Genomic DNA, 23,428 nt, shown 5'->3' with positions numbered 1-23,428 from the left:
ACCACTGCCTCCTCGGGCGCCAGCCTTCACCTCGCCTCCGACCGCGCCGCGCTGCTCTCCGGCGGAGCACGACCGGATACGAGGTACCTCGCATGACGGACTCCGCTCGTCTTCCCTCCCCTCTCCACGCCCTGGTGGAGAGCGTGCTGGGCCCCCTGGACGATGTGCGGGACTCCTCGCACGACCGCGACAACTCCCAGGTATGGAGGGTGACTGGACCCACTGGCTACCACTACGTGAAAGTGGCGCCCAAACCGATCCTGTATACGCGCGAGACCCGTGCCTACCGGGTGGCCGTTCCTCACCTCGGTCACGGCAATGCCCCGCTGCTGCGCGACAGTTCCGCGGAGCTGCTCGCCCTGATCCTGACCGCCGTGGACGGCGAGCCGTTGAAGGAGGAAGAGTCACCCGCGCGCCGCCGCACGGCCCACCGGCAAGCCGGGCAGCTCCTGCGCCGCTTCCACGACGCCATGACCGGCCCCCTGGTCCAGCCGGAAGCCGACACAGTCGTCGAGAACACAGTGGCCGGCCTGGACAAGCACCTCGCCAAGGCCGGCGACCACCTGTCCACCACGGAAGCCGAGCTGCTGCGGCACCTCGTGGGCGCGCTGCCCGGCTGCGGACCGCTACCGGCCGGGTGGCTGCACGGGGACTTCTGGGAGCGCAACCTGCTCTGGAACGGTCAGCGCTGCACTCTGATCGACTTCGAACGCAGTGAACCGGGCCCCCGTGTCGCCGACTTCGTCAAACTCGCCACCTCGCTGTGGCTAGACCATCCCGAACTGCGGACCGCCCTGTTCGAGGGGTACGGCCGGCCTCTGTCCGAGGCAGAGGAATACGCGCTGACAGCGTTCGCAGCAGCTGACGCCGCCAGCGCTCTCGCCTACGGCCCCCGGCACGGCGATCCGCTCGTGACCGCGCGCGGCCGGCGCACCGTCGCACACCTGCTACAGGAGGGCCGTCTGTGAGTGACGCGCGTCACCTGCTGATCGCTGACGCGGCCCAAGTCCTGCTCCGCTCGAACGGCGCAGCCCTGTGCGTACGTCGCAAACCGGAGGCGGCCCTCGCACCGGGACAACTCACCGTCGTTGGTGGCCATCTGAAAGCCGGCGAACCGCTCGACCACGCCGCGCGGCGCGAAGCGGAAGAAGAGACGGGGGTCCGCATCAGCGCCGAGCAACAGGAGTTCTGCGGCCTCATTCACCACCACGAATCCGGCGACGGCCCGGACCGGGTCACCGCCGTCTTCGTCGCCCAGTCCTGGGCGGGCGAGCCGCACAACGCCGAGCCGGACAAGCACGAGGGCTTGTTCTGGGTATCGATGGAGATGCCCCCGCCGGACTGCCACCCGCACACCACCGCCATCTTCCACATGATCACCCACGGCCCGTCCTACCGGGCTCTGAACTGGCCGACGCAGGGAGGCAGCGAGTGAAGCGATTCTTCGGCAAGGTCCGCATGGCGGAGCCCCAGGTCTCCGAGGCAGAACGCGAGCTCTTCGGCGGGCCGTTGCGCTACGACATGGGCTGGTCCCAACACGAGCACGCGGGCCTGGACTTGACCATGCGATCAGCGCTGCGACAGATGCCCAGACTCGTCGGCGCTGCCCTGCGGATGGCCTGGAGCGCGGATCGCCGCGCGCTCGTGGCGGTCGCGATCAGCGAACTCGGCCAGGGCATCGCCGCCGCGGTCGGCCTGCTTGCCATCAACGCGGTCATGCACGCGCTATTAGGGGGCGGAGACGCTGTCGAGCGGCTGCACGCCTTGCTGCCGGGCCTGCTCGCCGCCGCAGGCGTCGCCGTCGTCAACTCCGCCCTGGCCGGCTGGTCGACCTCTCGGGCCGGACGCCTGGAGCCAAAGGTCGAGCGGATCGCCACCACCCAGTACCTGGCCGCGGCCACCGCCGTGGAACTCGAAGCCATCGACGACCCGGACTTCCGTCGTCTGATCGACATCGCCCAGTACGGGCCCGCCTCCGCGCGCCGCATGATCGGCGCCTGTGTCTCCGCGCTGAACAGCAGTATCTCGCTGATCGCCACGGCCGGTGTGCTCACCGTCCTGCATCCGGCCCTGCTGCCCATGCTGCTGGTCATCGCTGCGCCCCGGGGTTGGGGCGCCATGCAGGTGGCACAGGAACGCTACGTGTCGATGATGAGCTGGATCGAGCACGTGCGGGCCAGCCGCCTTATTGGCAACCTCCTCACCGAGCGAACGGCCGCCCAAGAAGTACGTATCCACGCCGTGGGTCCCTTCCTCCTCGACCGGTATCGGCGCATGGCCGCGAGCGCAGAGGCGGAGCAGGAGCGTCTGGCCTCCAGCAAGGCCGTCACCGAATGGGTCGCCTCCGCGCTGTCCGGGCTGGCGATGGCCGCCACCTACGGAACGATGATCTGGCTGGTCATGGCCGGTCATATGAGCCTCGCCGTCGCCGGCACTGCCGTGATCGCGGTGCGGACCGGGTCGGCGAGCCTGGGCGCACTGGTGATGAACACCAACCAGCTGCACGAGGAGTCCCTCTACGTGCGGGACCACGGTCAATTCCTGGTCGAGGCTGCCCAACGCGCTATCCCTGAGACCGGCAGTCTTGTCCCTGACCAGGTCAAGCAGGTCTCCCTGGAGCACGTCACCTACCGGTATCCCGACCGCGACGCACCGGCCTTGGACGACGTCACGCTCACCTTCCCCATGGGGTCGGTCACCGCCGTCGTGGGCGAGAACGGCTCCGGTAAAAGCACCTTGATGAAGATCCTGTCCGGTCTGCTGCTGCCTCACGACGGCACGGTGAAGTGGGGCGAGGCCGACATCTCCGGGCTGGAACGGGCTCAGGTCTTCCACCGCGTCTCCCTGCTCACCCAGGACTTCCAGCGCTGGCCTGTCACGGCCGCGATGAACATCCGCATCGGTCGTCCCGACCACGTCGCCTCGACGCGCGACCTGCAGACGTCCGTCGACTACGCCGGAGCCGGGCCCGTCACCGCCAAACTCCCCAACGGGCTGGACAGCATGCTCGGCCGCATGTTCCGCGGAGCCATCGAACTTTCCGGCGGGGAGTGGCAGAAAGTGGGTCTGGCCCGCACCCACTGGCGTAGCTCAACATCGCAATCGGACAGCGTCCTGATTGTCGACGAGCCGACTTCCGCCCTCGACCCGGAAGCGGAGATCGCTGCCTTCGACCGTATCCGGCGCCTGGCCGCACCGCACCGGGCCGTCGTCCTGGTCACCCACCGCATGTCCGGTGTCCGCCACGCCGACCGCATCTACGTCCTCAACCAAGGGCGCCTCGTCGAGCACGGCACCCACGACGACCTCATGGCCGCAGGCGGGCGGTACGCCGCCATGTTCGACACCCAGGCCGCCCAGTACGCCCCGACCCCGAATGTCCCGAAGCCTGCTTCGCCCAGCGTCTTGGACAAGGCATGACCCGCTCCACCGAAAGGCAGAGCATGTCCTCCTCCCTCCCTTCGTCAGCACGCGTTGCATCGCAGTCCGTTCTGTCAGCAGCGCAGTACGCCGCAACCCGGCACGCGGTGTGGCTCGGGGCCGCCGCGATCATCACCGACCAGGTCGGCCGCGTTCTGCTGGTCCACCCGACCTACCGCGAGGACGACCGGTGGCTGCTGCCCGGCGGAGTCGTCGAACCCGGCGAACACCCGCACGCCGCCTGCCAGCGCGAGATCACCGAGGAACTGGGCCTGGCGGACCTGACCCTGTCGGGCGTGCTTGCCGTCCACTCCCTCTCACAGCACCACCCAGACATCAGGCCCGCCGCGCCCTTCCCTGGAGAGATCCGATATGTCTTCGACGGCGGAACCCTCACCCCCGACCAAGCGAAGGTGATCCGCCTGCCTCGCGAGGAGCTGTCCGAGTACGCCTTCCTCGAAACCCGGGACGCGGTGCAGCGGCTGCGTCCCGTGGACGGGCAGATCATGCTCGCCGCCTACCGTGCCCGGCTCGGGAACACCGCCACGGCTCACCTCGCCGACGGCCGGCACATCCTCGACGTCCCGGCGCTGGATCGCCATGACGTCCACGTCCGCTACCGGCCCTTGTGGGACAGTCCCCTCAACCGTGGCCCTGTGTCCGAGCGGCTCCCCGTGCAGCAAGCCTGGGGGTGGTGCTTCGTTCCCGACGGCCGGGTCGTCCTTGTGGCCGACCCCGGCCCCCGGGGCGCCCTGCCCATGCTGCCCGGCGGCACCGTGGAGAAGGCCGACACGATGCCCGAGGCAACCCTCCACCGCGAAGCCGCCGAGGAAGCCCAGCTCATCCTGACCGACCCGGTGCGACTGGGCTGGGAGCTCGATGAGACGGGCGAGGTCTACGGCGGGGTGGGGCCCAATGCCAGGCTCCGACTGGCCGCCCGTGTCACCGGCATCGGGCCGGCAGCCGTCGACCCCGCCACCGGCCGCCCCTTCGCACGCCTGCTCGCCACCCCCGCCCAGGCAGCCGCCCTGCTCGGATGGGGCCCGCCAGGGGCGCGGCAGGCCCGACTCGCCGCTGAAACGGCCCGGGAGCGCTGGGGCCTGCCCACCGCTGGCCCCACCGGCATCGAGGAAGTCCCGGCGGAGGGGATGCAGCTGAGCTGAAGCGAACGCCCCCGCCTTGACTCGTTCCGCATCGCGCCCCTCTGAGGTACACCCATGCCGCTGTCGCACCACCACATCCGCACCACCGTCGAGACCTACCTCGCTCGCCACCCTCACGAGCGACCACAGCTCGCCGGCCTCCTGGAAGCCCTCCACCGGCCCACCGACATCGCCAGCCGCTCCACCTTCTCCGGACACGTCACCTGCGGCGCCATCGTCGTCGACCCCCTCGGCCGCGTCCTGCACGTGCTGCACCTGGCGAGCGGGAAGGTACTCGCTCCAGGCGGACACGCCGAATCCGACGACGAGTCCCTGGCAGAGGCGGCCCTGCGGGAGCTGCACGAGGAGACCGGGATCCCACCCCAGGCCGTGGCACCGTGGCCCGGCTACGAGGCCGTGCCGTTCGACGTCGACATCCACGACATCGACGCCCACCCAGGCAACGGCGAACCCGGCCACCAGCACTTCGACTTCCGCTTCCTCTTCCGCCTACGCACCGCCACAGAGGTGCCCGTGGTGCTGCAGGAAGAAGAAGTCGGCGGCATCGAGTGGCGGCCCCTGGAGAAGGTGGCCTCCCCCTCCCTGCGCGACAAGCTGCTCAAGCTCACGCCCGCCGTCGAACCGGAGAGCGCCAACGCCTCCGCCCTGATCTACAACGACCGCGGTGAATACCTGCTCCACCTGCGCGACTACTTCCCCGGCCAGATCTGGGAGCCGGGCATGTGGTCGCTCCTCGGCGGCGGCCGAGAACCCCAGGACACCACCCTGGAACACACCGTGCGACGCGAACTCGACGAAGAAGCCGGACTGCACATCCCCGACCTGACCCCGTTCGGCACCGAGGAAGCGGTCGACGCCGCCGGCGCGACCCTGCCCATCGCCATCTACGCCGGCAACTGGAACGGCGACCCACGCGAACTTCGCCTGACGGAAGGGGTGATGCTTGCCTGGTTCACTCCCGATGACCTCCACCGGCTGCGCATCACACCATCCACCAGCGACCTCGTGCGACGCCACGCCGCCACCTCCCCAGCCATCGCGTCCACTCTCACCTCACACGTCGCCCACGCTTCGGAAGCCGAGCGTCGACCGGCCTCTCCCAGCGGCACCGTCCCCAACGTGATCGGCGTCCACCTCTATCTAGAGCGCCCCGACGGAACAGTGCTGCTCGGGCTGCGCCACCCCGACTCCGAGTACGCACCGTCCACCTGGCACACCCTGGCAGGCCACTGCGAGCAGGAAAGCGCCATCACGTGCCTGATCAGGGAGGCACGCGAGGAGGCCGGCCTACTGATCGAGCCGCAGGACGTCGAACTCGTTCACGTCGTCCACCTCGTCGACCGTGTCGGTGACCAGCCTCGCCTGGGGCTCTTCTTCCGCGCGCGGGCCTGGAGGGGCGAGCCAAAACCATGCGAGCCGGACAAGTGCACCGAGTGGAAATTCTGGGACCCGACCGCACTCCCGGAAGCCCTCGTCCCTTACACCCGGGGCGTTATCGAAGCCATCCGCGCCGGTCACCTCTACTCGGAGACGGGATGGGCATGAGCCACCGCCGCAAGCTCGTCGAGGCCCTCCGTCGCTGCATCCTCGCCCTGCGCCCGTGGGAACTGGCCGTCTGAGCCGGCACCCCGCCTGATCTCTAGCCGTGTACCCACCCCTGCCCTCGCCGTAAGGATGCGCCGTTGTTCACCACGCAAGATGAATGGAATCGCGGCTACGCCGAAGGCCGCCGTTACCGGCCCCTCGACGACGACGAGCGATCGTTGCTCGCCCAGCACGTGTCTGCTCCCGACGGCGGCCGAGCACTCGACGTGGGATGCGGGACCGGAGAACTCGCCCTGCACCTGGCCTCCATGGGCTACGCCGTCGATGCCGTGGACTGGGCCAACGCCGCCTTCCCCAGTACCGACGCGCACCTCGACGATCCCTCCTACGGATCCGTCCGCTGGCAGCACCTGGACATCGAGCGTGCCAACCTCTCGAAACTGCAGGCGGACGGCTACGACCTGATCGTCCTGCGGATGGTGTACGCGTTCCTGCGCGACCGCACGCGCCTGACCCGCACTCTGGGCCGGCGGCTGCGCAAAAATGCTGCCCTCGTCGGCATCACACCGCTCGTCGCGACCACCCCCGGCGAGCGACGGGGCATCGCCCTCGACGAGGACGAGGTCGCCCACCTGATGAGCATGTGGGACCAGGCACAACGCTTCGACGCGAACGGCATGGCCGTCCTGGTCCTGCGCGGGCTGAAGAAGCCCGCCGTGCAGATCACGAACACACCGTCCCTGCAGCCGACTTCGGTGGCCGAGGTGCACGCCGTGGTCACCGACGCCCAGGGCCGCGTCCTTCTGGGCCGCTCGCAACAGGGATGGGAACTGCCCGGCGCGTTGGCCCAGCCAGGAGAAGGATTTGAGCACACGGCGGTGCGCGCACTGGCCGAGCAGACCGGCGTGACGGCCGAACCGGCCGACGCGCACGTCCTCGGAGTGCACCTCGATGCCCCGCAGGGCCTGGCGCGGACGAGCGTCGTGGTCCGCATCTCGGCTCACACCGAGCAGGTCCAGCCGCTGAAGCCGGACGATTTCGGGCACGTGGACTGGCGACCGCTGCACACCCTGCGCCGTCTGGACCGCCTGTCCGCCACCTCCGCACGGGCTCTGGACCTCATCTGGCCGGGGGTCCTGCCGTACGTGCCCTCCGCGCACATGTATCCGATCGACAACACCTGCCCGCCCGTGCCCGGCGAATCGCCAGAGGCGGTCGAGCGGCGCGAGCGCATGGCTGACCGGGTCATCGCCGGTGGCTGGGCCCCCTCCCTGCCGGTCCAGCAGGCGTTGCGTGCGGTGCCGCGCCACCGCTACACCCCCGAGAGCCCGCTGCGGACCGCCTACCACAGCGACTTGGCCGTGGTCACCGAGCACAACGACCTCGCCCAGGCGACCAGTTCCGTGTCCGCGGCCTGGCTCCAGGCCGACATGGCCGAGCACCTGCGTCTGACCGAGGGGATGACGGTTTTTGAGGGCGGCTCGGGCGGCTACAACGCCGAGCTGATTGCGCACATTGTCGGCCCGGCCGGGCGCGTAATCACCGTCGACCTCGCCCCGTATGTCGTACGCCGCACGCGGCGGCTGACCGCCGAGGCCGGCAGCGGTCGCGTCACCGCAGTGCTCGGCTCTGCCAGCGACGGCGCAGCCGAGCACATGCCCCGCGGCGGCTTCGACGCCTCGGTGATCACCTACAACTGCTGGGACATCGCCCCCGCTTGGCGCGACCAGCTCGCCGACGGCCGCTATCTCGTGCTCCCGCTGGAAGTCCACGGCTACACCCGCGCCATCGCCTTCCAAAAGCACGGCCGGGTGCTGCGTGCCACGGACTTCCAATTCTGCGGGTTCGTCCGCGACCGCGGGCCCGCTGCCCACACAGTCCCCGCCTTCGACCTCGCCGAGGGCGAACTGCAACTGCGGTTTCCCGACGGCGTACCCGCCGAGACCACCGGTCTGGACGATGCCCTCGCGGGCCCGCGCAACGAAGTGGCCCCGGGCGTGAGCGTGGCCGGCAACGAGTCGTTCGAAACTCTGCAGCTCTTCCTCGCCACCACGCTGCCCGGCTTCTGCCGCCTCGCCCGCAACCGTGAAAGGGACAGCGGCATCACCGCACTGCCCAAGGGCTCAGAGGCAGCCGCGATCACAGCCGACGGCTCCCTCGCCTACCTGACCCACATCCTCGTCCAGGACGGCCCCACACAAGATCAGCGCCGCTCGGAGTTCCTGGCCCACGGCTTCGGTCCATCCGGGCCCGTTCTTGCCGAACAGCTCGCGGCCGCCGTACGCCACTGGGACATCCGAGAACGAGCGCACGGATACCCCGAGTTGGAAGTGCATCCTGCCGGAACCCCGGACGCCGAGCTGCCCGCAGGTCAGGTGCTGGGCAAGACCCACAGCCGGCTCGTGTGGACGTGGCGCTCCGACGCCGCCGACACCCCGGCCCTGCAACCGGAGAAGGTGAGCGCCCATGAGTGATCCTGTACCCGCCCCGGTCGAGCCGCAGCACCGGCTGGGCCTGTACGAGCGTTACTACGCCCAGGTGGAATCCGGCCGTAAGACCATCGAAGTCCGGGTGCGCACGCCCCGGATAACAGGCGTCGCGGTCGGCGACGTGCTTGTGTTCCACGGCGAGGAGTCGGGGCGCGAACTCGACGTGAGGGCTACGCGGATCACGCCGTACGCCTCGTTCGCCGAGCTGCTCGCCGCCGAGGACGTCGCCCGCATCGACCCTGACAGCACTCGCGCGGAGCAGCTCGTCAACCTGCGCCGTATCTACCCGCCGGAGAGGGAGGCGCTGGGGCCGCTCGCGATCGAGTTCGACCACCGGCCGGCACTCGCGGGGCAGCCCATGTCCCGGTCCGCCGAGGCGTACGTCCAGACCGTTCCGCACCACACGGTGTACGGCTGCTTCTACGTACGCGACGACCACGATCGGCCCGTCCAGTTGCGTTCGGTGTACGGCGGTCGACCCTGGCAGTTTCCCGGCGGGAACACGGATGCCGGCGAGGATCCCCTGGAGACCGCGCGCCGCGAGACGGCCGAGGAAACCGGGCTCCACCTCGGCCAGGACCAGCTCCGTCTGCTGCTGACGCACTACCTCCACCCCGGGCCCCGCTGGCCCATGGGCAAGATCGGCTTCATCTTCGACGGCGGCACCCTCACCGCTGAACAGCTGCGGCAGATTCGCCTCGATCCGGCCGAGCACGACCTCTGGGCGATCCACGGCTTCGACGAGTGGCGACGCCTGATGGGCAAGGAGGCGTTCGCCCGCCTGGAGGCCGTCGAACGGGCCCGCGCCGGTAGCGGCCCGCAGTACCTCGTCACCGGTCCCGCCTGACCCCACCCCTCCCCTTTGGAGTTTCCATGTCCGTCGAGGCGTCCCCCAACCCCGAGACCTGGACTGCCTACGGCCAGTTTCAGCTCGACCGGTCCTACATGCCGCCCCTACCCGAACAGCTGCGCTGGGGCTTCTGGGACGGTGTCGGCCCCGGAGACGACGTGCTCGGCCCACTGGCCGGAAAGCGAGTCCTGGACATCGGATCCGGAGCCGGCCACTACGCCGTCCACCTCGCCCAGACCCACGGCGCAGTCGTCGATGCGGTCGAACTCTCGCCCACCCAACATCAACGCGCCACCGGACACTTCGGCGACGTACCCGGCGTCCGGTTCCTGAACGCGGACGTGATCGAGCACCTTCAGCAGGCGCAGCCGTACGACGCGGCGTACGGCATCTGCACGCTCGCCGGAATCGACCCGCACATCGCACTGCCCGCGCTGCGCGACGGATTGCTCCCCGGCGCCCCGCTCGTCTTCTCCACGCTGCACACCAACTGGCACGGCCACGGTCCCTCCGCCACCGTGGCCCCGCGCGAGGAGACGGTCGGCCTCAAGGGAATGGAGCCGCTACCGCTGCACACCTGGGTACTGACCGCACAGGTGTGGGAAGACCTCCTGACGGACTACGGATTCACGGTGGAGGCCATCACTCAGCTCCGTGCGCCCGAGCCGGACAACCCCGTGATCTGCCAGCTCATCCAGGCCCGGCGCAGAACCCTCCTCCCCACGCAGATCACCAGCCGCCCCCGCACGCATCGCCCGCCCGCCCCGCACGCGGTGATCGGCGTGGGCGCCATTGTCCTCGGCGACCGCGGTCTGCTCCTGGGCCGCCACCAACGCGGCACTCTTGAGCTGCCGGGCGGATCCGTTGAGGCCGGCGAATCCCTGGAGGAGACGGTCATGCGTGAGCTGGCCGAGGAGGCCGGCCTGTCCGCGCGTCCCGAGGACGTCACCCTCCTGGGCACCCTCGTCGATCGCGTCGGAGACATCGTACGCGTCACCGTGGGCGCCCTCGTCACCGCCTGGCAGGGTGAACCCGCCACCCAGCCGGACGAGAGCATCGGCGACTGGGCCTGGTGGCCGCTCGACGAACTGCCCGACGGACTGTTCGAGTGCAGCGCCCAGATCCTCGCCGCCTGGCGCCCCGACCTGCCCATCGACCATCCCCCGGCGCACTTCACCCCCTACGTCCGCCATACGACACCCTCGTCCGACTCGGGAAGCGCAGGTACATGAACCCGCCCCCGCGTACGAGCCTGTGGCGGCACCGCGACTTCCGCCTCTACTGGACGGGCCAGGCCAGCGACGTGCTCGGCTCCTCGCTCAGCTCTGTAGCCATCCCGCTGGTCGCGGTCATCACGCTGCACGCCACGACGTGGCAAGCCGCCATCCTCGCAGCCGTACAGAAGACGCCGCCCCTGCTGTTCTCACTGCCGGCCGGAGCCTGGTGCGACCGCGTCCGCAAGCGCCCCCTGATGGTCGCCACCAGCCTGGTCTGCGCAGTGGTGATGGGATCCATTCCCCTGGCAGCCGCCTGCGACAGGCTGACCCTCGCCCAGCTGTGGGGGGCGGCCTTCGTGGTCGGCTCCTGCCATGTGGTGGGCATGTCCGCGAGCCTGTCCTACATCCCCCAGCTCCTGCCGACGGACCGGCTCCTGGAAGCCAACGCCAAACTGGCCAGCGCCAACACTCTGGCCGACATCGGCGGCCCGGCCCTCGCAGGAGCACTGATCGGAGTGATCGGCGCCGCCCGCTCGGTCGTCGCGGACTCCGCCTCGTACCTCGTCACCGCCTGGTGCACCCTGCGCATCCGCACCCCCGAGGCCGCCCCGCACCCGCGCGCAGAAACCCCGTCACTGCGCCGGGAGATCCGGGCCGGCCTCGCCTACACCTGGCGCCACCCCGTGATCGGCCCGCTCGTGACCACGAACGCGATCACCTCCACCGTCCTGGCCGGAACCAGCGCGATCTGGATTGTGTTCCTGGTCCGCCAACTCCACTGGTCACCGCAGGTGTTCGCCCTCGTCATGAGCAGCGGGGCGAGCGGAGGGTTCCTCGCCTCGCTGACCACACCCCGCCTCACGGATCGCTACGGAGCGGGCCCCGTCATGATCAGCGCGCTGACCTTGGCCCCGGTCAGCCAACTGCCGCTCCTGCTGGCCCACCCGGGGGCCGCCGGACAGCTCGCCATCGGTTGCGGACTCTTCGCGCAGCTCTTCGGCGCGGTCACCCACGGACTGACCCAGCGCACCGTGCGCCAACGCGCTTGCTCGCCCGACATGCAAGGCCGCATGCAAGCAACCGGCCAATGGACCGCGTTCGGGCTCCGCCCCTTCGCCGCCCTCCTCGCCGGCTTCGCCGGCACCACCCTGGGCCTGCGCACCACCCTGGCCATCGGCGCATGCCTGCTCCTCCTGCCACCAATACGCCTCGCCCTCACACCAATTCGCGCCCTGCGCCCCGCCCCTACCCCCTGACCAAGCCCACCCGGACCCGGGCCGCACACCACAAGGAGATACTCATGGAACGCGCACGCCTGGCCACCGCGGATGACGCCGCCGAGATAGCCCGCCTGCGCTCCGACCTCATCCTGTCCGAGCCTCTCGACGATCACTGGCTAGCCCCCTCTGCGCCACGATGCTGGCCGAGCGGCTGGCGCTCGGCTGCGATGCCCGCGCCTACGTCATCGACGCCCCGACCAGCGGACTCGCATCCTGCTCGCTCGGCCTCATCCACCCCGTACTGCCCGCCCCGAACTACCCCAAGGGCCGCGCGGCACACATACACGCCGTCGCCACCGAACCGGCCTTCCAACGCCGCGGATGCGCCAAAGCCATCCTCGCCGCCCTCCTCGACCGATTGGAACGAGACGGCGTCACCCTCTGCGAGCTCTATGCCAGTGAAGGCTCCGCACCGCTGTACGCCGGCCTCGGCTTCGCGAGCAACCCCGCACTGATGCGCATGACCCACTTCCCAGCACCGTCCTCACCCGGGACATCCTGACCCGCTCCCCATCCGAGAGCACCTCCGGGCGCGCGACAGCATCGTGCCACCGCTATCCACCGTCCGACACACCCACTCCAGGGAGCAGCAGTTGAGCATCGTCCTGATGTCCGACCCCCGCGTCGCGGCCATCCCCGTCCAGGACTGCGGCGAAGACCTCGTCGATATCCGTGTATCCGGCGCATTCCTCGTCGATGAGCGCAAGCACGACCCGAACGGCCACTACGCGCACCTGCGCCAGGGGGCGCTCGACCGCCTCCAGCACGCCCAGCAGCTCCTGCCGTCAGGGCTTCGGCTGCTGATCGTCGAGGGCTACCGGCCCCCCACGCTCCAGCGCGCCTACTTCCAGGAGTACGCGACCGAGCTGCGTCACGCGAACCCGGGCTGGAGCGACAGTCTCATCCACGAGGCCGCGAGCCGCTACGTCTCTCCGCCGCAGATCGCGCCGCACAGTGCCGGAGCGGCTGTCGACCTCACCCTCGCCGATCAGGACGGCCAGGAAGTGGACATGGGCACGAGGATGAACGCCTCCCCGGAGGAGAGCGGCGGCGCCTGCTACACCCACGCGGAATCGATCAACCCAACGGCTCGCGCTCACCGCGAGACGCTCTGCCGCGCCATGTCGGAAGCCGGTTTCGTGAACTATCCGACGGAATGGTGGCACTTCAGCTACGGAGACCGGTACTGGGCGCTCCACTCCAGTCAGCAGACAGCCCTCTACGGCCCACGCGACCGCGCTTGAGCAGCAGGCGCCACGGTTGCCGGACAGCAACGATCCGGGAAGGAAGCCCGAGATGACGGGTGCCGTATTCACCGCCCCAGCCCAGCGCATCGACCACGAGCGCATGGTGCGCGCCCACGCCGCGGCGGCCCGCGAACTGAACGTCACGGCCTCCGGCTCCTTCGTGTGGGGCTGGCAGGGACGCACACTCGGCAGACGGGCCGACCGGTACTGGCTCCGCCTGCTCTGCTCGCCCCTGGAGAAGGAGGGCGGACATCTGTGGGAGGGGACCGCGACCGCGCAGGCGGCACTGCCCCGCGGCGTCCCCCGCCCAGCCCTGCACCACGTGCTGGACTGGACAGCCGGCGAGCGCGCCTACCGGGCGGAACTCACCGAGTACGTTCCCACCCGGCCCCTGGAGGCGGGCGGCCCCGTGCTGACACGCGAGGTGGACCTTCCGGACGCATGGTGGCGCGACCTCGAGAAGGCGCTCGCCCACACATCGACGACGCCCACCTCACGGATCGCCGTCCGGCAGGGATGGGTCGACAAGACCTTCAGGCGGTACCTCGGGATCCCACCGGTCCAGATCACCGCCACCCAGACCGGGCATGGCGACCTGCACTGGGCGAACATCACCGGGCCACCGCTGGTGCTCCTCGACTGGGAGGGCTGGGGGCGCATGCCGGTCGGCTTCGACGCCGGCCTCCTGCACGCCTACAGCCTCACCTGCCCTGCCACCGCGCGCCGGATCCGCCAGGAGTTCCACAGCACGCTGAACTCGCCCGAGGGCCGGGTCGGCGAACTCGTCGCCGTGGGCCAGCTCCTGCAAGTCGTGCACCGCGGCGGTCACCCGGAACTGGCTACTCCGCTCAGGCTCCATGCCGAATCACTCACCGGCGTGCCCGTTCCCCGGGCGTGAGCCGCCCAGAGTGCCGACTTCTTCGCTCGGTTCGAACCGCCTACCGACGCTGAAGGCGCAGTCACCTACAACGGTGACGCAGAGGTCATCCGCTCCATGGTGCGATGACACCCTCGACCGTCCCTCCGAGCAGGGGCGCCAGGTGCTCGGCCATCACGAGCAAGGTCCGGTCCGAATAGGCCGGTCCTACGAGCTGCACCCCGATCGGGAGGCCGTCGACGCCGTGCGCAATAGGCATGACCAGGCTGGGCAGACCGACGTGGCTGGTGAGGTTGGCCCAGCCGGTCTGCTCGAAGAAGCTCCGTTCGACGCCGTCGACCGTGAGAGAACGGCTCCCGGCCGGGATTGCCGCAGTAGGAGCGGCGGGCGTAATGAGGGCGTCGTACTGACCGTCGGTGAAGAACCGGCGCCACGTCTGCTGGAGCCGGAGGCGCTCCTCGTTGGCGCGGAGCCAGGCGCGGTGTGTCTGCGTGCGGTGGCGGAGGATGGCGGCTCTTGGGCTCGCGTCGTTCGTGTGCAGGTCACGGGCGGCGGCGAGTTCGGCCGCTCCGGCGTCATCGTCGGTGGTGGCCGTCGTGGTGGCGTGGAGGAGCTGCTCGAAGAGGCGGAGGGACTCGGCGAAGCCGACCGGCCCCGCGGTCCGGTGGACACTGACGCCGGAGGAGGCGAGTGTCCCTTCGAGGGCGGCGAGAGCGTCGGCCGTGTTGCGGTCGACGGGGCCGCTTGCGTCGTCGGCCCACACCGCTACACGGAGTTGGCCGAGCGGGCGCTGCGCCGTGGACAGCGTGACGCTCCAGGGGGTGTTCTCGTCGGGTGACGGTGTCGTCAGCGCGGCGAGGAGCAGGTCGAGGTCGCGGGGGTGGCGGGCGAGGGGGCCGGGGGTGACCATGTCGCTGCTGGTGATCCATCCCGGCGGTCGGGGGATGTGGCCGCGGGCTGGGACGAGTCCGTGGGTGGGGCGCAGGCCGTAGACGCCGCAGTAGTGAGCGGGGAGCCGCAGGGAGCCGGCGAGGTCGCTTCCAAGGTCGGCGGGGGTCAGGTATGCGGCGACTGCTGCGGCGGGGCCGCCGGAGGAGCCGCCGGTCGTGCGCTTGGGGTCGTGCGGATTGAGCGTGGGGCCGAACAGGGCGTTGTCGGTGTGAAGGTCCTGGCAGTACGCCGGGGTGTTGGTCTTGCCCATGATGACGGCACCCTGGTAGCGGAGCCGGGCGACCGCGTCGGCGTCGCGTGCGGGAACGTGGTCGGCGAGGTCTTCGGCGCCGCTGGTGGTACGCAGGCCGACCGTCTCGAAGCTGTCCTTGATCGTGAGAGGAAGCCCGTCGAGGATGCCGGTGCTCTCGTTGCGGGCGCGGCGTTCGTCGGCCGCGTGCGCGGCGGCTCGGGACACGCTGTCGTCGCGGGTGACGACGGCGTTGATCTGGCTGGCGTCTATCTGGGCGAGGTGGAGGTCGAGCAGTTCGCGGCTGGAGATCTCGCCGCGGTCCAGGGCCTGGAGCTGGACGTGGGCGGGCTGATGGGTGAGGTCGTTCGTCATGCGGAGACTCGCTCAAGGTGGGGGGCTCGTGCGGGCTGGCGGGGCAGGTGGCGTGCGACGTCGAGGAGAGCGTCGATGTCGTCCATGGGCCTGGTGGTCTGGCGTTCAGAGTCGGCGAACTCGGTGAGCTGGTCAGGCTCTGGGCGGGCGCCTGCGGCCCGGGCGGCGATTCCGGCGAGGATCTGGTCCGCCGTGACGGCAGCGGAAAGCTCCTGTCCGTGAAGCCCCCGGGCTCGGTGACGGGCTTCGCTGGCCTCGCGGACGGAGGCGTCGAGGTACCGGCGGATCACGAAGCGGCCGTCCCGGATCTCGACGGCTCGGCGGTAGAGCCGGATCGAGATGCGCCGGAAGCGGCGTCTCTGGGCCGGGTCGACCCTGTCGATCGGCAGCTCGATCTCCGGGGCCTCGCTGTAGAAGGCCAGCCACAGGGGGCGCAGGCCGTAGTAGCTGCGGTACTGCTTGATCCGGTACCGGACGCTCTGGGCCTGGTCGCTGATCGTGGGCACAAGCCAGCCGATCAGCGTGAGCATGGCGCCGACATCGCCGCAGGTCCAGGCGAAGCCCTCCCATTCCGCGAGGGAGGTATCGAAGGCACCGGCGATCACGTTGCCGATGCGGACGGCGCTGTATCCGAGGGTGACGGTCGCGCCGAGGGCGACGATGCGCAGGCCGACGCGGACGGACCAGCGAGTGCTGCGGCGGGCCAGGCGCCAGCAGGCGCGGGCGAGGAAGACTTCGCCGATGGTGTAGGCCGTGACGTACAGGGTGAGGTACGCGGCGTACCAGTCGTCGTGCGCGTAGTAGAGCGTGAAGTCGATCGGGTGCGGCGCGCTGGGCGTCAGCAGGGCGAACAGCACCAGTAGCCCGGCGATCACCGCGAAGCCTGCCCAGAGCCAGCGGCGACTGCGCCGGCGGGCTGCCTCAGGCGGGGATCCCCAGTAGGTGAGGACCACCTGCTGGCAGGCCAGGAGCGCGACCACGCAGCCCTGCGCGAGGGGCACGGAGATGTTGACGGTGCCGAGCACACGGTCGAGGTAGTTCCACATCGGCGTGATGGAGAACAGGAACGAGAGCCCTGACAGCAGGAAGACGGCGGCCAGCGCGGCCGAGGCGGGGTCACGGCGCCGGGTGGGCACGTCCCGCAGGAGGCAGAGGAAGCCGAGCGTCGCGACGACGAGGCTGATCGGGTGGAGCAGGTCCTTCACGGCCGGGCCTCCCGTCGGCGCAGCAGCGTGTGCGTGACCCGGTCCTGCACTTCGTCCCCGGAGGACTCGTCGCTGCGCAGCCACCGGTCGATGATCTGGCGCTGAAGCAGCGAGGCGAGCTGTTCGGTGTCCCGCTCCTCGTCTTCGTCGTACTTGGTGCGGCCCAGCATCATCTGCACGGTGGCTGAGCCGACGCTGGTGAAGACCGTTGAGGAGAGCGCGGACGCCGGGCGGGTCTCGTGGTGGCCGAGCAGCAGGTGGCTGAACTCGTGGGCGATGATGTGGTCTTGGTGCAGGACGCTGGTTTGTGGGTCGTAGAACACGTGGACGGCACTCTCCGTGACGGCGCACGCCCCGCACACCGAGGGCGCCTGCTCCCGGGGCACTAGGACCACCGTTCTTCCCGTGCGGCGAGAGACCTCGTCGCTGAGATCGCGGATATTGGTGACGTGCGGGAGCTGCAGCTCGGCCAAGAGGTCAGGCCGGCGCAGCCTACGTGCGGACCACATTGATTTTCCTTGATCACTTACTGAACTAAGGTCGTTCTACGCGCCAGTTGAGGGTGGCAACCCCTCGGATTTTCGTACGCTCTCGACGATTCCCAGGACGGCATCCTTTCCATCCGCCGAGACATCGGATAGGCGAAGAAGAACGTTCTTGATCTTTGCGTCGCGAAGCAGTGCGAGCAACTCAAGTTCCTGCACTGTCTTTTCGGCGACGGCCTCATCGAACCAATAGGCGGGATCCACACCGAAAAACCCTGCGAGCGCTTCGAGATGACGCTTCGTCGGGTTATCGCGCTGCCCGGTCCGCAAGAGCCACAGGTACTGCGCCGACAGCTTGCCCAGCCCGCGCTTCTCCATGAGTTCGGCCACTTCAGCGTTGCTGAAGGGGCCGCGGTCGGGCGGGTGCACCGTGTCGAACAGGCGGTTAAGGCGGTCCATGAGCCCCTTGGGGTTCACCTGGCCTTCGGTCGACTCTTTCATGATCCTTTCCTGGGTGGACTTCGTCGTCACTTCAACCACCCTACCTCGCCATAAACATGAGTTGACGGCGTGATCCCGCGTATGGAAAGTTCTTCCCCACCAGCACGTTTCCGTGTGGCGCGTACCGCCCGTTTCAGGTCGACCTGTCCGTTTCTACCGACAGGAGTGCGCCGGGTGACGTGGCGCAAGCCACATTCGTCCAGCGACATACGTCACGTCTGGCAGGCCGTATTTGATCTTCGATCGGAAAGCGCGGAGGCGACCGTGGAAACACCTCACCCGCATCGCATTTCCGCTGCGGAGAATGCCAGACTCCCGCTCCAATTCGGACACAATGGCACGCTCTCGGCGTACGAGGCAACCGCGGCAACGGTGCGCTTCGACGCGAGGAAGCACCCCACCAGGCCCTGTGCGGACGTCTGCGGCACACGATCATTCGGTGACTCTCTGCAACCAGTACAGAGTTTAAGAACCAAGTCTGGATCTTGACACGGGTCCGTGCGTATGTTCGTCGTCCCCGGGCAGCTCGCCTGCGGCGACGGACGTGAGGAGACCGCGAGCACGGACCGGACCGCGAAGGTCCGCAAACAGCGACGGCGCCCGGGAGCGGTAACTCACGGACGCCGAACGCTAAGCGGCATAGCCGCCCCGGCAAGGGCGGAGATTGCCCACCATCACCACGCTGAGTCCTTCCGAGGGGCGCGTCAGCGTGGCAACACTGCAAAGGGGAGTATCGCATGCCTCCTGCCCTGCGCAAAAGGCCCTTCCGCCTGGCCTGCGCGGCAGCCACCTCCGTCTCGGCGCCTCAGCGCCCCGAGCCGGACCGCACCATCCTGGCCCCGGCGAGCCGCCGGACCCGCCAGCTCGTCGGGAGCGGCCGATGAGCAGCGAAGCCCGCGAGTGGGTGTGGGAGCACAGCTCCAGCCGAGGGGCCGCGCGCCTGGTCCTGTTGTCGATCGCCGACCGGGTGGCCGACGAGCAGTGCATCTCCTGGGCCTCGCTGTCCAGCCTGGCCAAGCGCACCCGCGCCTCGGTCTCCACAGTGCGCGAAGCCGTCGAGCGCCTGCTCCTGGCCGGCGAGCTGGAACAGCTCGATGACCTCGTCGGCCCGCAGCGCAGCACGGTCTACCGCATGCCACTCGCCGCCGAAGCCGTCGCCCAGACCCAGCGCGAGCAGGAGGGCAGCGACACGGCGGCGGCAGACGAGCCCGCCGGCCCCGCGAAGCTCCGGCTCTCGGCTCTGCGGCGGTACGGAATCCGCCCGCGTGAGGTGCCGGAATCCCCCGCGAGGGTCCGGAAACCGGCAGTACCGGAAACCGGCAGGCCGAGGCGGAATCCGGCACAGCGGCGTACCGGCCACCGGCACAGCGATGTACCGGCCACCGGCACACAGAACCGTAGTGAACCTGATTTGAACCGGAGGTACAGCAGTGGTGGTGCTGCCGTCCTCTCGGCTGCCGAGTGGCAGGTCGACCCCGCCACCCGCACCTGGGCCCGCCAGCAGGGGCACCTCGACCGCCTCGGCGAGCAGGGTCTGCAGGCAGCCGACGCGAAGTGGCGTGCCCACCGGGCGGGCCACACCCCGAGGCCGACGGAAGCCTGGGCTGCCGACTGGCGCTCCTGGGTCGCCCGGGAGCACGCCCCCAGCCACCCGAACCTCTACGCCGTATCCGGCAAGAACACCGCCGCACCGGGAGGCATGACGCGGACGGAGGCCCACACCGCCGCCCTCCTCGCCGCCCTCGACGAGCCGACCGGAACGGAGGGCTGACCGTGGACCGCCGCGAAATCGCCGCCCTGCTGGCCTACATCGGCCGACTCGACCCCCGCACCATCCGCACCGACCAGGGCGAGGCGCGCGACCAGCTCGCGCAGTGGCACGAGCTGCTCGGCGACGTGCCGATGGCCACCCCGCCCGGCTGGGACGTCCGCGTCGCCGCCCGCCAGCACATCCGCACCTCGCCGTACCAGATCCTGCCCGCGGACCTGGCCCGTCCCTGGGAGAGCTACCGGCGCGACCGCCTGGCCCGGCACTCCGACCCCACGCCGTCCGTCGACCCGGACGACCAGGCCGCCTGGACAGCGGAGCTGGCTGGCACCCGCCGCGCCGTCGCCGCCGGTACCGCACAGCCCGCGCAGGCCCGGGCGATCACCAGCGGTCGCGACGGAGTCGACCCGAAGCTGGAGGCGCGGCTGCGGGAGATCGGCTCCTGCATACCGCCCACCGCCCGAGCGGCCCTCGCGCCGTACCGGCCCGCCCGCGCAGCACGTGAGGCCGCTGTAGCGCAGGGAATGCCCGACGCGCTGAGCGTGCGGTGCGAGTGGTGCCTGGCCCAGCCCGGCGAGCCGTGCCGCCGCCGGAGGATCGGTCCCGACGGCGGGGCTCGTGGAACCGCCCAGCGCGCGACCCCGCACCCCGGCCGCCTCGACCTCGCCGCCGCCCAGCAGGCCCAGCGCACCGAGCAGACCCAGCAGCCCGCCCTGGCCTGACCGGCGCACCCGGCGCGTGCACCCCGTCCGCTGCACCGCCACCCAACCTCACCGTCCCGCACCGGCGGCGGCGCACGCCCACGCGCCGCAGCCGGCCCCCGACGCCGCACCCGCCGAGCACCGCCCTAGCTGGCCGGTGCGGCAGCACATCGGAGACCTCCCTTGCGCCACATCACCACCCACGACGCGCCGGCCACCGGCCTGCGCGGCATCGGAGACACCAGCTGGCACACCCGCGGAGCGTGCCACGGCATGGACGTAGAGGACGCCGACGCCGTGTTCTTCCCCGGGCCCCGGGATCACGAGGAGATCGCGGAGGCGAAGGAGCTGTGCGGCTGGTGCCCCGTACGTCGCGAGTGCCTGGACTTCGCCCTGGAGAACGTCCTCAGGGAGGGCGTCTGGGGCGGCCTCACCGAAGCCGAGCGGCGCCCGCTGCACGACGGACTGCACCAGCGCCTGGACTACCGGCGCGTGACCGCCTTCTTCCAGGGACGCGACGTGCACCTGACCGAGGCCGAGCGGCAGGTCGTCATCGACCACGCCTACGTCCGAGGCTGGCAGTCCGACCGGCTCGCCGCCGCCCTGCAGATCAGCCACAAGCACGCCCGAGACCTGCTTCGGCAAGCCGCCAACAAGGTCCTCGACCGCGACCGTAACTACGGCGTGCCCCGCCCCAAGAAGAAGCGGAAGAAGACCTCCAAGACCAAGGGCACCCCCGCGCCCGCAGCTCCCGGCACGCAGCAGCCGGCAGGCCGCCCGGCAGCGTCGCCCCCGACGCACGCCCCTCTCGGAAAGGCAGCATGACCCACCCCGTCCTCGCCTTCGGTGCTACTTCGGACCTCCCTCTCCTCCTCGTCGCCGTCGTGCCCGCCACCCTCGCGCTCGTACTGACCGCCTGGACCATCCGGCGCCGGGGATCTCGCTCGCAGAAACGTCTCGGCGGCCCAGCAGTCCAGGTCGCCGCCGTCGCCGCCCTCGGCTGCACCGCCTACAGCGCCGACACCTCGTGGCGGTTCGCCGCCGACTACCTCGACATGGCCGGCGCCGCCGAGCGCGCCGGCATGTTCGCCGCCGCCGAACTCGCCCTGTTCGCCACCGCGCTGATGGCACGGCAGAACCTCGCCGTCCAAGGCGCCCCCGGCCTGCCGGGCACGCTGGTCTGGGTGATCACTACGGTGCAGGTGATCCCCGCCTACGCAGAGAGCGGCCCCATCGGCGGCACGGTCCGCGCCTTCGTCGGACCAGTCATGGCGGCGATGCTGTGGCACCTGGCCATGGGCATCGAACTACGCCTGCGCACACCCGGCGCCGCCTCAAAAGGACTGATCGCCGTCCTGGGCCGGGAGGCACGCGAGCGTTTCCTGTCCCGCCTCGGCATCGCCGCGCGAGACCGCGACGCCGCACAGATCACCCGGGACCGGGCCACCGCCCGTGCGGTCACCCTCGCCGCCCGCCTCGCCGAGCGCACACCCGAGCAGCAGCGGAACCGTCGAGGCCGACGGCTGACCCGACGCCTGTCGAAGGCGGTCGGCAGGGCTTCGGTCGGCACCGACCCCCTCCAGCGAACACAGCTGCTCGACCAGCTCGCCGCCCGGCGACACGCGCTCGCGCTCGCCACGGTCCCGCTCCCTTCTCCCTGGTCCCCGGCGCACAGCAGCGCATCGGCGGCCACGGTCCCCGCACAGCCGACATCGAATGTGCCGGTCCCCGTCCCCGGTCCCGACGGTTCCGACGAGCCGGTCCCGGACCGAGGACCGAGGCCTCCTCGGGGACCGGTCCCCGAGGAGGCGGCCCCTGAAGCCAAGGTCGGCGCGGGGACCAAGGGCGACGAAACGGGAACGACCGCGGGGACCAAGCCCCCTGAAGACGGCGCGGTCCCGGGGACCGAACCCGCCGATCCAGAAGCCGCAGCGCGGGACACAGCGGCCACGAGGACCGACCGCAACACGCGAGAAGTAGCAGCTCAGGACCCAAATCCTCATCGGGGACCGGGTATCGCGAAGTCGGGGACCGAGAGCACCGAGGACCGAGGACCGACCGCCACCGAGTCCGGGACCGAGACCACCCAGGACCGAGGACCGACCGCCACCGAGTCCGGGACCACCCAGGACCGAGGACACAAGGTCCCACTCCGTCGGAAGCCGGCCAGGAAGTCCCGGACGAAGAACAAGGACAACCGTGCCCGGTCCCGCTCTCCGCAGACGGAGCGCCCGGCACGCGAGCTGGGCGAGTCCGAGCGTCAGCTTGTCCACGAGGTACGCCCCCATGTTCCCGCCCTGCTCGAACGGGACGGCAACGGAGCGATCACCCGGGTGCAGCTGCGCGAAATCATCCGCCGCCAGGGCCTGACGGGTGTCGGGAACGACCGACTCGGCCTCGTCCTCCAGGAGCTGCGGAACGAGGACATCACGACGACGAGGAGCACCGCCCGATGAAGACCTGCCACCAGTTCGACACCGTCCGCGCGGAGTACGAGCGAGAGATCGGGTTCATGCTCGCTCACTCCGAGCGGCACGCGGGCAGGCCGGCGGCGAAGTCCAGTGCGAAGCAAGCTGCCTCGGCGAAACAGCGGATGGCTCGCGCGCTCAACAGCCACGTCGGGCGCTGCCCCGAGTGTGGCTGAACCGGCAAAGCCCCAGTTCAAAGCCCGTGCCCGCAAAGGTGGCCCGGCTCCGTGCCGGGCCACCGCCCCGCTTAGGAGGTACGCCGTGATTCCGCGTCCCCCTCGTTCTTCCGAGCCCACCGTCGCCGAGGCCGATGCCTGGGCGGACGTCCTGGTCCGCCGGCAACTCCTACACGCCGTCGTCCTCACGCCGACCGGGCAGTGGCTCGTCCAGGACCGCCCCGACGGGCCGGTCCGCGTCCTTGCCAGCCCAGCCGATGTCCTCGCGCTGGCCGCAACCATCCAGCAGCGCACCCGCTCTACGAGGCCCGAATCCTGATGACGAACGCACGCAAGAACGGCACCACCCCGGAACCTGATCCCGACTCCAACTCGGTCTTGGGGCGAGCAAGTTGGGGCGGAAGCGTAGCTTCCGCCGAACCCGCCCCCTCGGGGGCGGGAGAGGACCTGCACCGGGGGGCGCAGGTCCTTGAGGCTTCGA

The 23,428-nt window shown here is 70.1% G+C and carries 22 protein-coding genes; 18 read left to right on the top strand and 4 right to left on the bottom strand.

The annotated features are described in order from the left end of the window. Window positions 1-92 precede the first annotated feature (92 nt). From OG199_RS36125 to OG199_RS36070, 12 genes are all read left to right on the top strand, one after another. A complete protein-coding gene (locus tag OG199_RS36125) occupies window positions 93-968 on the top strand; it encodes a phosphotransferase enzyme family protein (protein WP_405833005.1) in 876 nt (291 codons plus the stop codon). Further along, a complete protein-coding gene (locus OG199_RS36120; protein ID WP_207317498.1) occupies window positions 965-1,435 on the top strand; it encodes an NUDIX domain-containing protein in 471 nt (156 codons plus the stop codon). The genes OG199_RS36125 and OG199_RS36120 overlap by 4 nt, the downstream gene beginning before the upstream one ends. Further along, entirely contained in the window at window positions 1,432-3,420 is a 1,989-nt protein-coding gene (locus OG199_RS36115) for an ABC transporter ATP-binding protein (RefSeq protein WP_405833002.1), read from the top strand. Before OG199_RS36120 ends, OG199_RS36115 begins: the two co-directional genes overlap by 4 nt. 107 nt (window positions 3,421-3,527) lie before the next feature. Further along, the gene (locus tag OG199_RS36110) at window positions 3,528-4,583 is read left to right on the top strand and encodes an NUDIX domain-containing protein (RefSeq protein ID WP_405833000.1); all 1,056 of its coding nucleotides are present in this window, start codon (window positions 3,528-3,530) and stop codon (window positions 4,581-4,583) included. 54 nt (window positions 4,584-4,637) lie between these two features. Then, complete coding sequence (locus tag OG199_RS36105) at window positions 4,638-6,128, top strand: NUDIX domain-containing protein (RefSeq protein WP_207314567.1); 1,491 nt, start codon at window positions 4,638-4,640, stop codon at window positions 6,126-6,128. Between the two features lie 137 nt (window positions 6,129-6,265). Then, window positions 6,266-8,602, top strand: coding sequence for a methyltransferase, FxLD system (fxlM, locus tag OG199_RS36100; RefSeq protein ID WP_207314568.1), 2,337 nt, complete (start codon window positions 6,266-6,268; stop codon window positions 8,600-8,602). Further along, entirely contained in the window at window positions 8,595-9,464 is an 870-nt protein-coding gene (locus OG199_RS36095) for an NUDIX domain-containing protein (RefSeq protein ID WP_207314569.1), read from the top strand. Before fxlM ends, OG199_RS36095 begins: the two co-directional genes overlap by 8 nt. A 26-nt stretch (window positions 9,465-9,490) precedes the next feature. Next, on the top strand, window positions 9,491-10,699 hold the full coding sequence (locus tag OG199_RS36090) for a bifunctional class I SAM-dependent methyltransferase/NUDIX hydrolase (protein WP_405832998.1): 1,209 nt from the start codon (window positions 9,491-9,493) through the stop codon (window positions 10,697-10,699). After that, the gene (locus OG199_RS36085) at window positions 10,696-11,940 is read left to right on the top strand and encodes an MFS transporter (RefSeq protein WP_405832996.1); all 1,245 of its coding nucleotides are present in this window, start codon (window positions 10,696-10,698) and stop codon (window positions 11,938-11,940) included. Before OG199_RS36090 ends, OG199_RS36085 begins: the two co-directional genes overlap by 4 nt. Window positions 11,941-12,100: 160 nt before the next feature. Beyond that, a complete protein-coding gene (locus OG199_RS36080) occupies window positions 12,101-12,466 on the top strand; it encodes a GNAT family N-acetyltransferase (protein ID WP_405832994.1) in 366 nt (121 codons plus the stop codon). A gap of 106 nt (window positions 12,467-12,572) precedes the next feature. Next, window positions 12,573-13,208 carry a M15 family metallopeptidase gene (locus tag OG199_RS36075; protein ID WP_277312711.1) on the top strand — a complete coding sequence of 212 codons (636 nt, stop codon included), beginning with the start codon at window positions 12,573-12,575 and terminating at the stop codon, window positions 13,206-13,208. A gap of 52 nt (window positions 13,209-13,260) precedes the next feature. Beyond that, complete coding sequence (locus OG199_RS36070) at window positions 13,261-14,109, top strand: hypothetical protein (RefSeq protein WP_277312441.1); 849 nt, start codon at window positions 13,261-13,263, stop codon at window positions 14,107-14,109. Window positions 14,110-14,194: 85 nt separating this feature from the next. Here OG199_RS36070 and OG199_RS36065 read toward each other — a convergent pair whose 3' ends face one another. Genes OG199_RS36065 through OG199_RS36050 form a run of 4 tightly spaced genes read right to left on the bottom strand, consistent with a single transcriptional unit; the run spans window position 14,195 to window position 17,864 of the window. Beyond that, window positions 14,195-15,643: an amidase family protein gene (locus tag OG199_RS36065; protein ID WP_277312440.1), complete on the bottom strand. Its 1,449-nt coding sequence runs from the start codon at window positions 15,641-15,643 to the stop codon at window positions 14,195-14,197. Then, window positions 15,640-16,848 (bottom strand): MAB_1171c family putative transporter, encoded by a 1,209-nt coding sequence (locus OG199_RS36060; protein WP_277312439.1) that lies wholly within the window; start codon window positions 16,846-16,848, stop codon window positions 15,640-15,642. The genes OG199_RS36065 and OG199_RS36060 overlap by 4 nt, the downstream gene beginning before the upstream one ends. Further along, the gene (locus tag OG199_RS36055; RefSeq protein ID WP_242643519.1) at window positions 16,845-17,357 is read right to left on the bottom strand and encodes a hypothetical protein; all 513 of its coding nucleotides are present in this window, start codon (window positions 17,355-17,357) and stop codon (window positions 16,845-16,847) included. Before OG199_RS36055 ends, OG199_RS36060 begins: the two co-directional genes overlap by 4 nt. A 36-nt stretch (window positions 17,358-17,393) precedes the next feature. Then, window positions 17,394-17,864, bottom strand: coding sequence for an XRE family transcriptional regulator (locus OG199_RS36050; RefSeq protein ID WP_307797570.1), 471 nt, complete (start codon window positions 17,862-17,864; stop codon window positions 17,394-17,396). Window positions 17,865-18,714: 850 nt separating this feature from the next. Between OG199_RS36050 and OG199_RS36045 the strand changes: the two genes are divergently transcribed. The 6 genes from OG199_RS36045 to OG199_RS36020 all read left to right on the top strand — a co-directional run bounded on the left by OG199_RS36045 (window position 18,715) and on the right by OG199_RS36020 (window position 23,266). Beyond that, a complete protein-coding gene (locus tag OG199_RS36045) occupies window positions 18,715-19,605 on the top strand; it encodes a helix-turn-helix domain-containing protein (protein WP_207314571.1) in 891 nt (296 codons plus the stop codon). Between the two features lie 2 nt (window positions 19,606-19,607). Further along, complete coding sequence (locus OG199_RS36040; protein WP_405832990.1) at window positions 19,608-20,324, top strand: hypothetical protein; 717 nt, start codon at window positions 19,608-19,610, stop codon at window positions 20,322-20,324. A gap of 162 nt (window positions 20,325-20,486) precedes the next feature. Then, window positions 20,487-21,128 carry a WhiB family transcriptional regulator gene (locus OG199_RS36035; RefSeq protein WP_405832989.1) on the top strand — a complete coding sequence of 214 codons (642 nt, stop codon included), beginning with the start codon at window positions 20,487-20,489 and terminating at the stop codon, window positions 21,126-21,128. Further along, window positions 21,125-22,759, top strand: coding sequence for a hypothetical protein (locus OG199_RS36030; protein ID WP_405832987.1), 1,635 nt, complete (start codon window positions 21,125-21,127; stop codon window positions 22,757-22,759). The genes OG199_RS36035 and OG199_RS36030 overlap by 4 nt, the downstream gene beginning before the upstream one ends. Next, a complete protein-coding gene (locus OG199_RS36025) occupies window positions 22,756-22,947 on the top strand; it encodes a hypothetical protein (RefSeq protein ID WP_057608355.1) in 192 nt (63 codons plus the stop codon). The genes OG199_RS36030 and OG199_RS36025 overlap by 4 nt, the downstream gene beginning before the upstream one ends. 85 nt (window positions 22,948-23,032) lie before the next feature. Next, complete coding sequence (locus tag OG199_RS36020) at window positions 23,033-23,266, top strand: hypothetical protein (protein WP_112438305.1); 234 nt, start codon at window positions 23,033-23,035, stop codon at window positions 23,264-23,266. The last annotated feature ends 162 nt before the right edge of the window (window positions 23,267-23,428 follow it).

Origin of the sequence: Streptomyces sp. NBC_01176 (assembly GCF_045039825.1) — a bacterium.
Taxonomy (GTDB): domain Bacteria; phylum Actinomycetota; class Actinomycetes; order Streptomycetales; family Streptomycetaceae; genus Streptomyces.
The sequence above is the reverse complement of the archived record's forward strand: the minus strand, read 5'-3'. Positions and strand labels throughout refer to the sequence as shown.

Coding starts and splice junctions, on each gene's coding strand:
- OG199_RS36045 (WP_207314571.1), top strand. CDS start 18,715: ATGAGCAGCGAAGCCCGCGAGTGGGTGTGGGAGCACAGCTCCAGCCGA.
- OG199_RS36065 (WP_277312440.1), bottom strand. CDS start 15,643: ATGACGAACGACCTCACCCATCAGCCCGCCCACGTCCAGCTCCAGGCC.
- OG199_RS36025 (WP_057608355.1), top strand. CDS start 22,756: ATGAAGACCTGCCACCAGTTCGACACCGTCCGCGCGGAGTACGAGCGA.
- OG199_RS36080 (WP_405832994.1), top strand. CDS start 12,101: ATGCTGGCCGAGCGGCTGGCGCTCGGCTGCGATGCCCGCGCCTACGTC.
- OG199_RS36030 (WP_405832987.1), top strand. CDS start 21,125: ATGACCCACCCCGTCCTCGCCTTCGGTGCTACTTCGGACCTCCCTCTC.
- OG199_RS36090 (WP_405832998.1), top strand. CDS start 9,491: ATGTCCGTCGAGGCGTCCCCCAACCCCGAGACCTGGACTGCCTACGGC.
- OG199_RS36070 (WP_277312441.1), top strand. CDS start 13,261: ATGACGGGTGCCGTATTCACCGCCCCAGCCCAGCGCATCGACCACGAG.
- OG199_RS36095 (WP_207314569.1), top strand. CDS start 8,595: ATGAGTGATCCTGTACCCGCCCCGGTCGAGCCGCAGCACCGGCTGGGC.
- OG199_RS36085 (WP_405832996.1), top strand. CDS start 10,696: ATGAACCCGCCCCCGCGTACGAGCCTGTGGCGGCACCGCGACTTCCGC.
- OG199_RS36055 (WP_242643519.1), bottom strand. CDS start 17,357: ATGTGGTCCGCACGTAGGCTGCGCCGGCCTGACCTCTTGGCCGAGCTG.
- OG199_RS36105 (WP_207314567.1), top strand. CDS start 4,638: ATGCCGCTGTCGCACCACCACATCCGCACCACCGTCGAGACCTACCTC.
- OG199_RS36125 (WP_405833005.1), top strand. CDS start 93: ATGACGGACTCCGCTCGTCTTCCCTCCCCTCTCCACGCCCTGGTGGAG.
- OG199_RS36075 (WP_277312711.1), top strand. CDS start 12,573: ATGTCCGACCCCCGCGTCGCGGCCATCCCCGTCCAGGACTGCGGCGAA.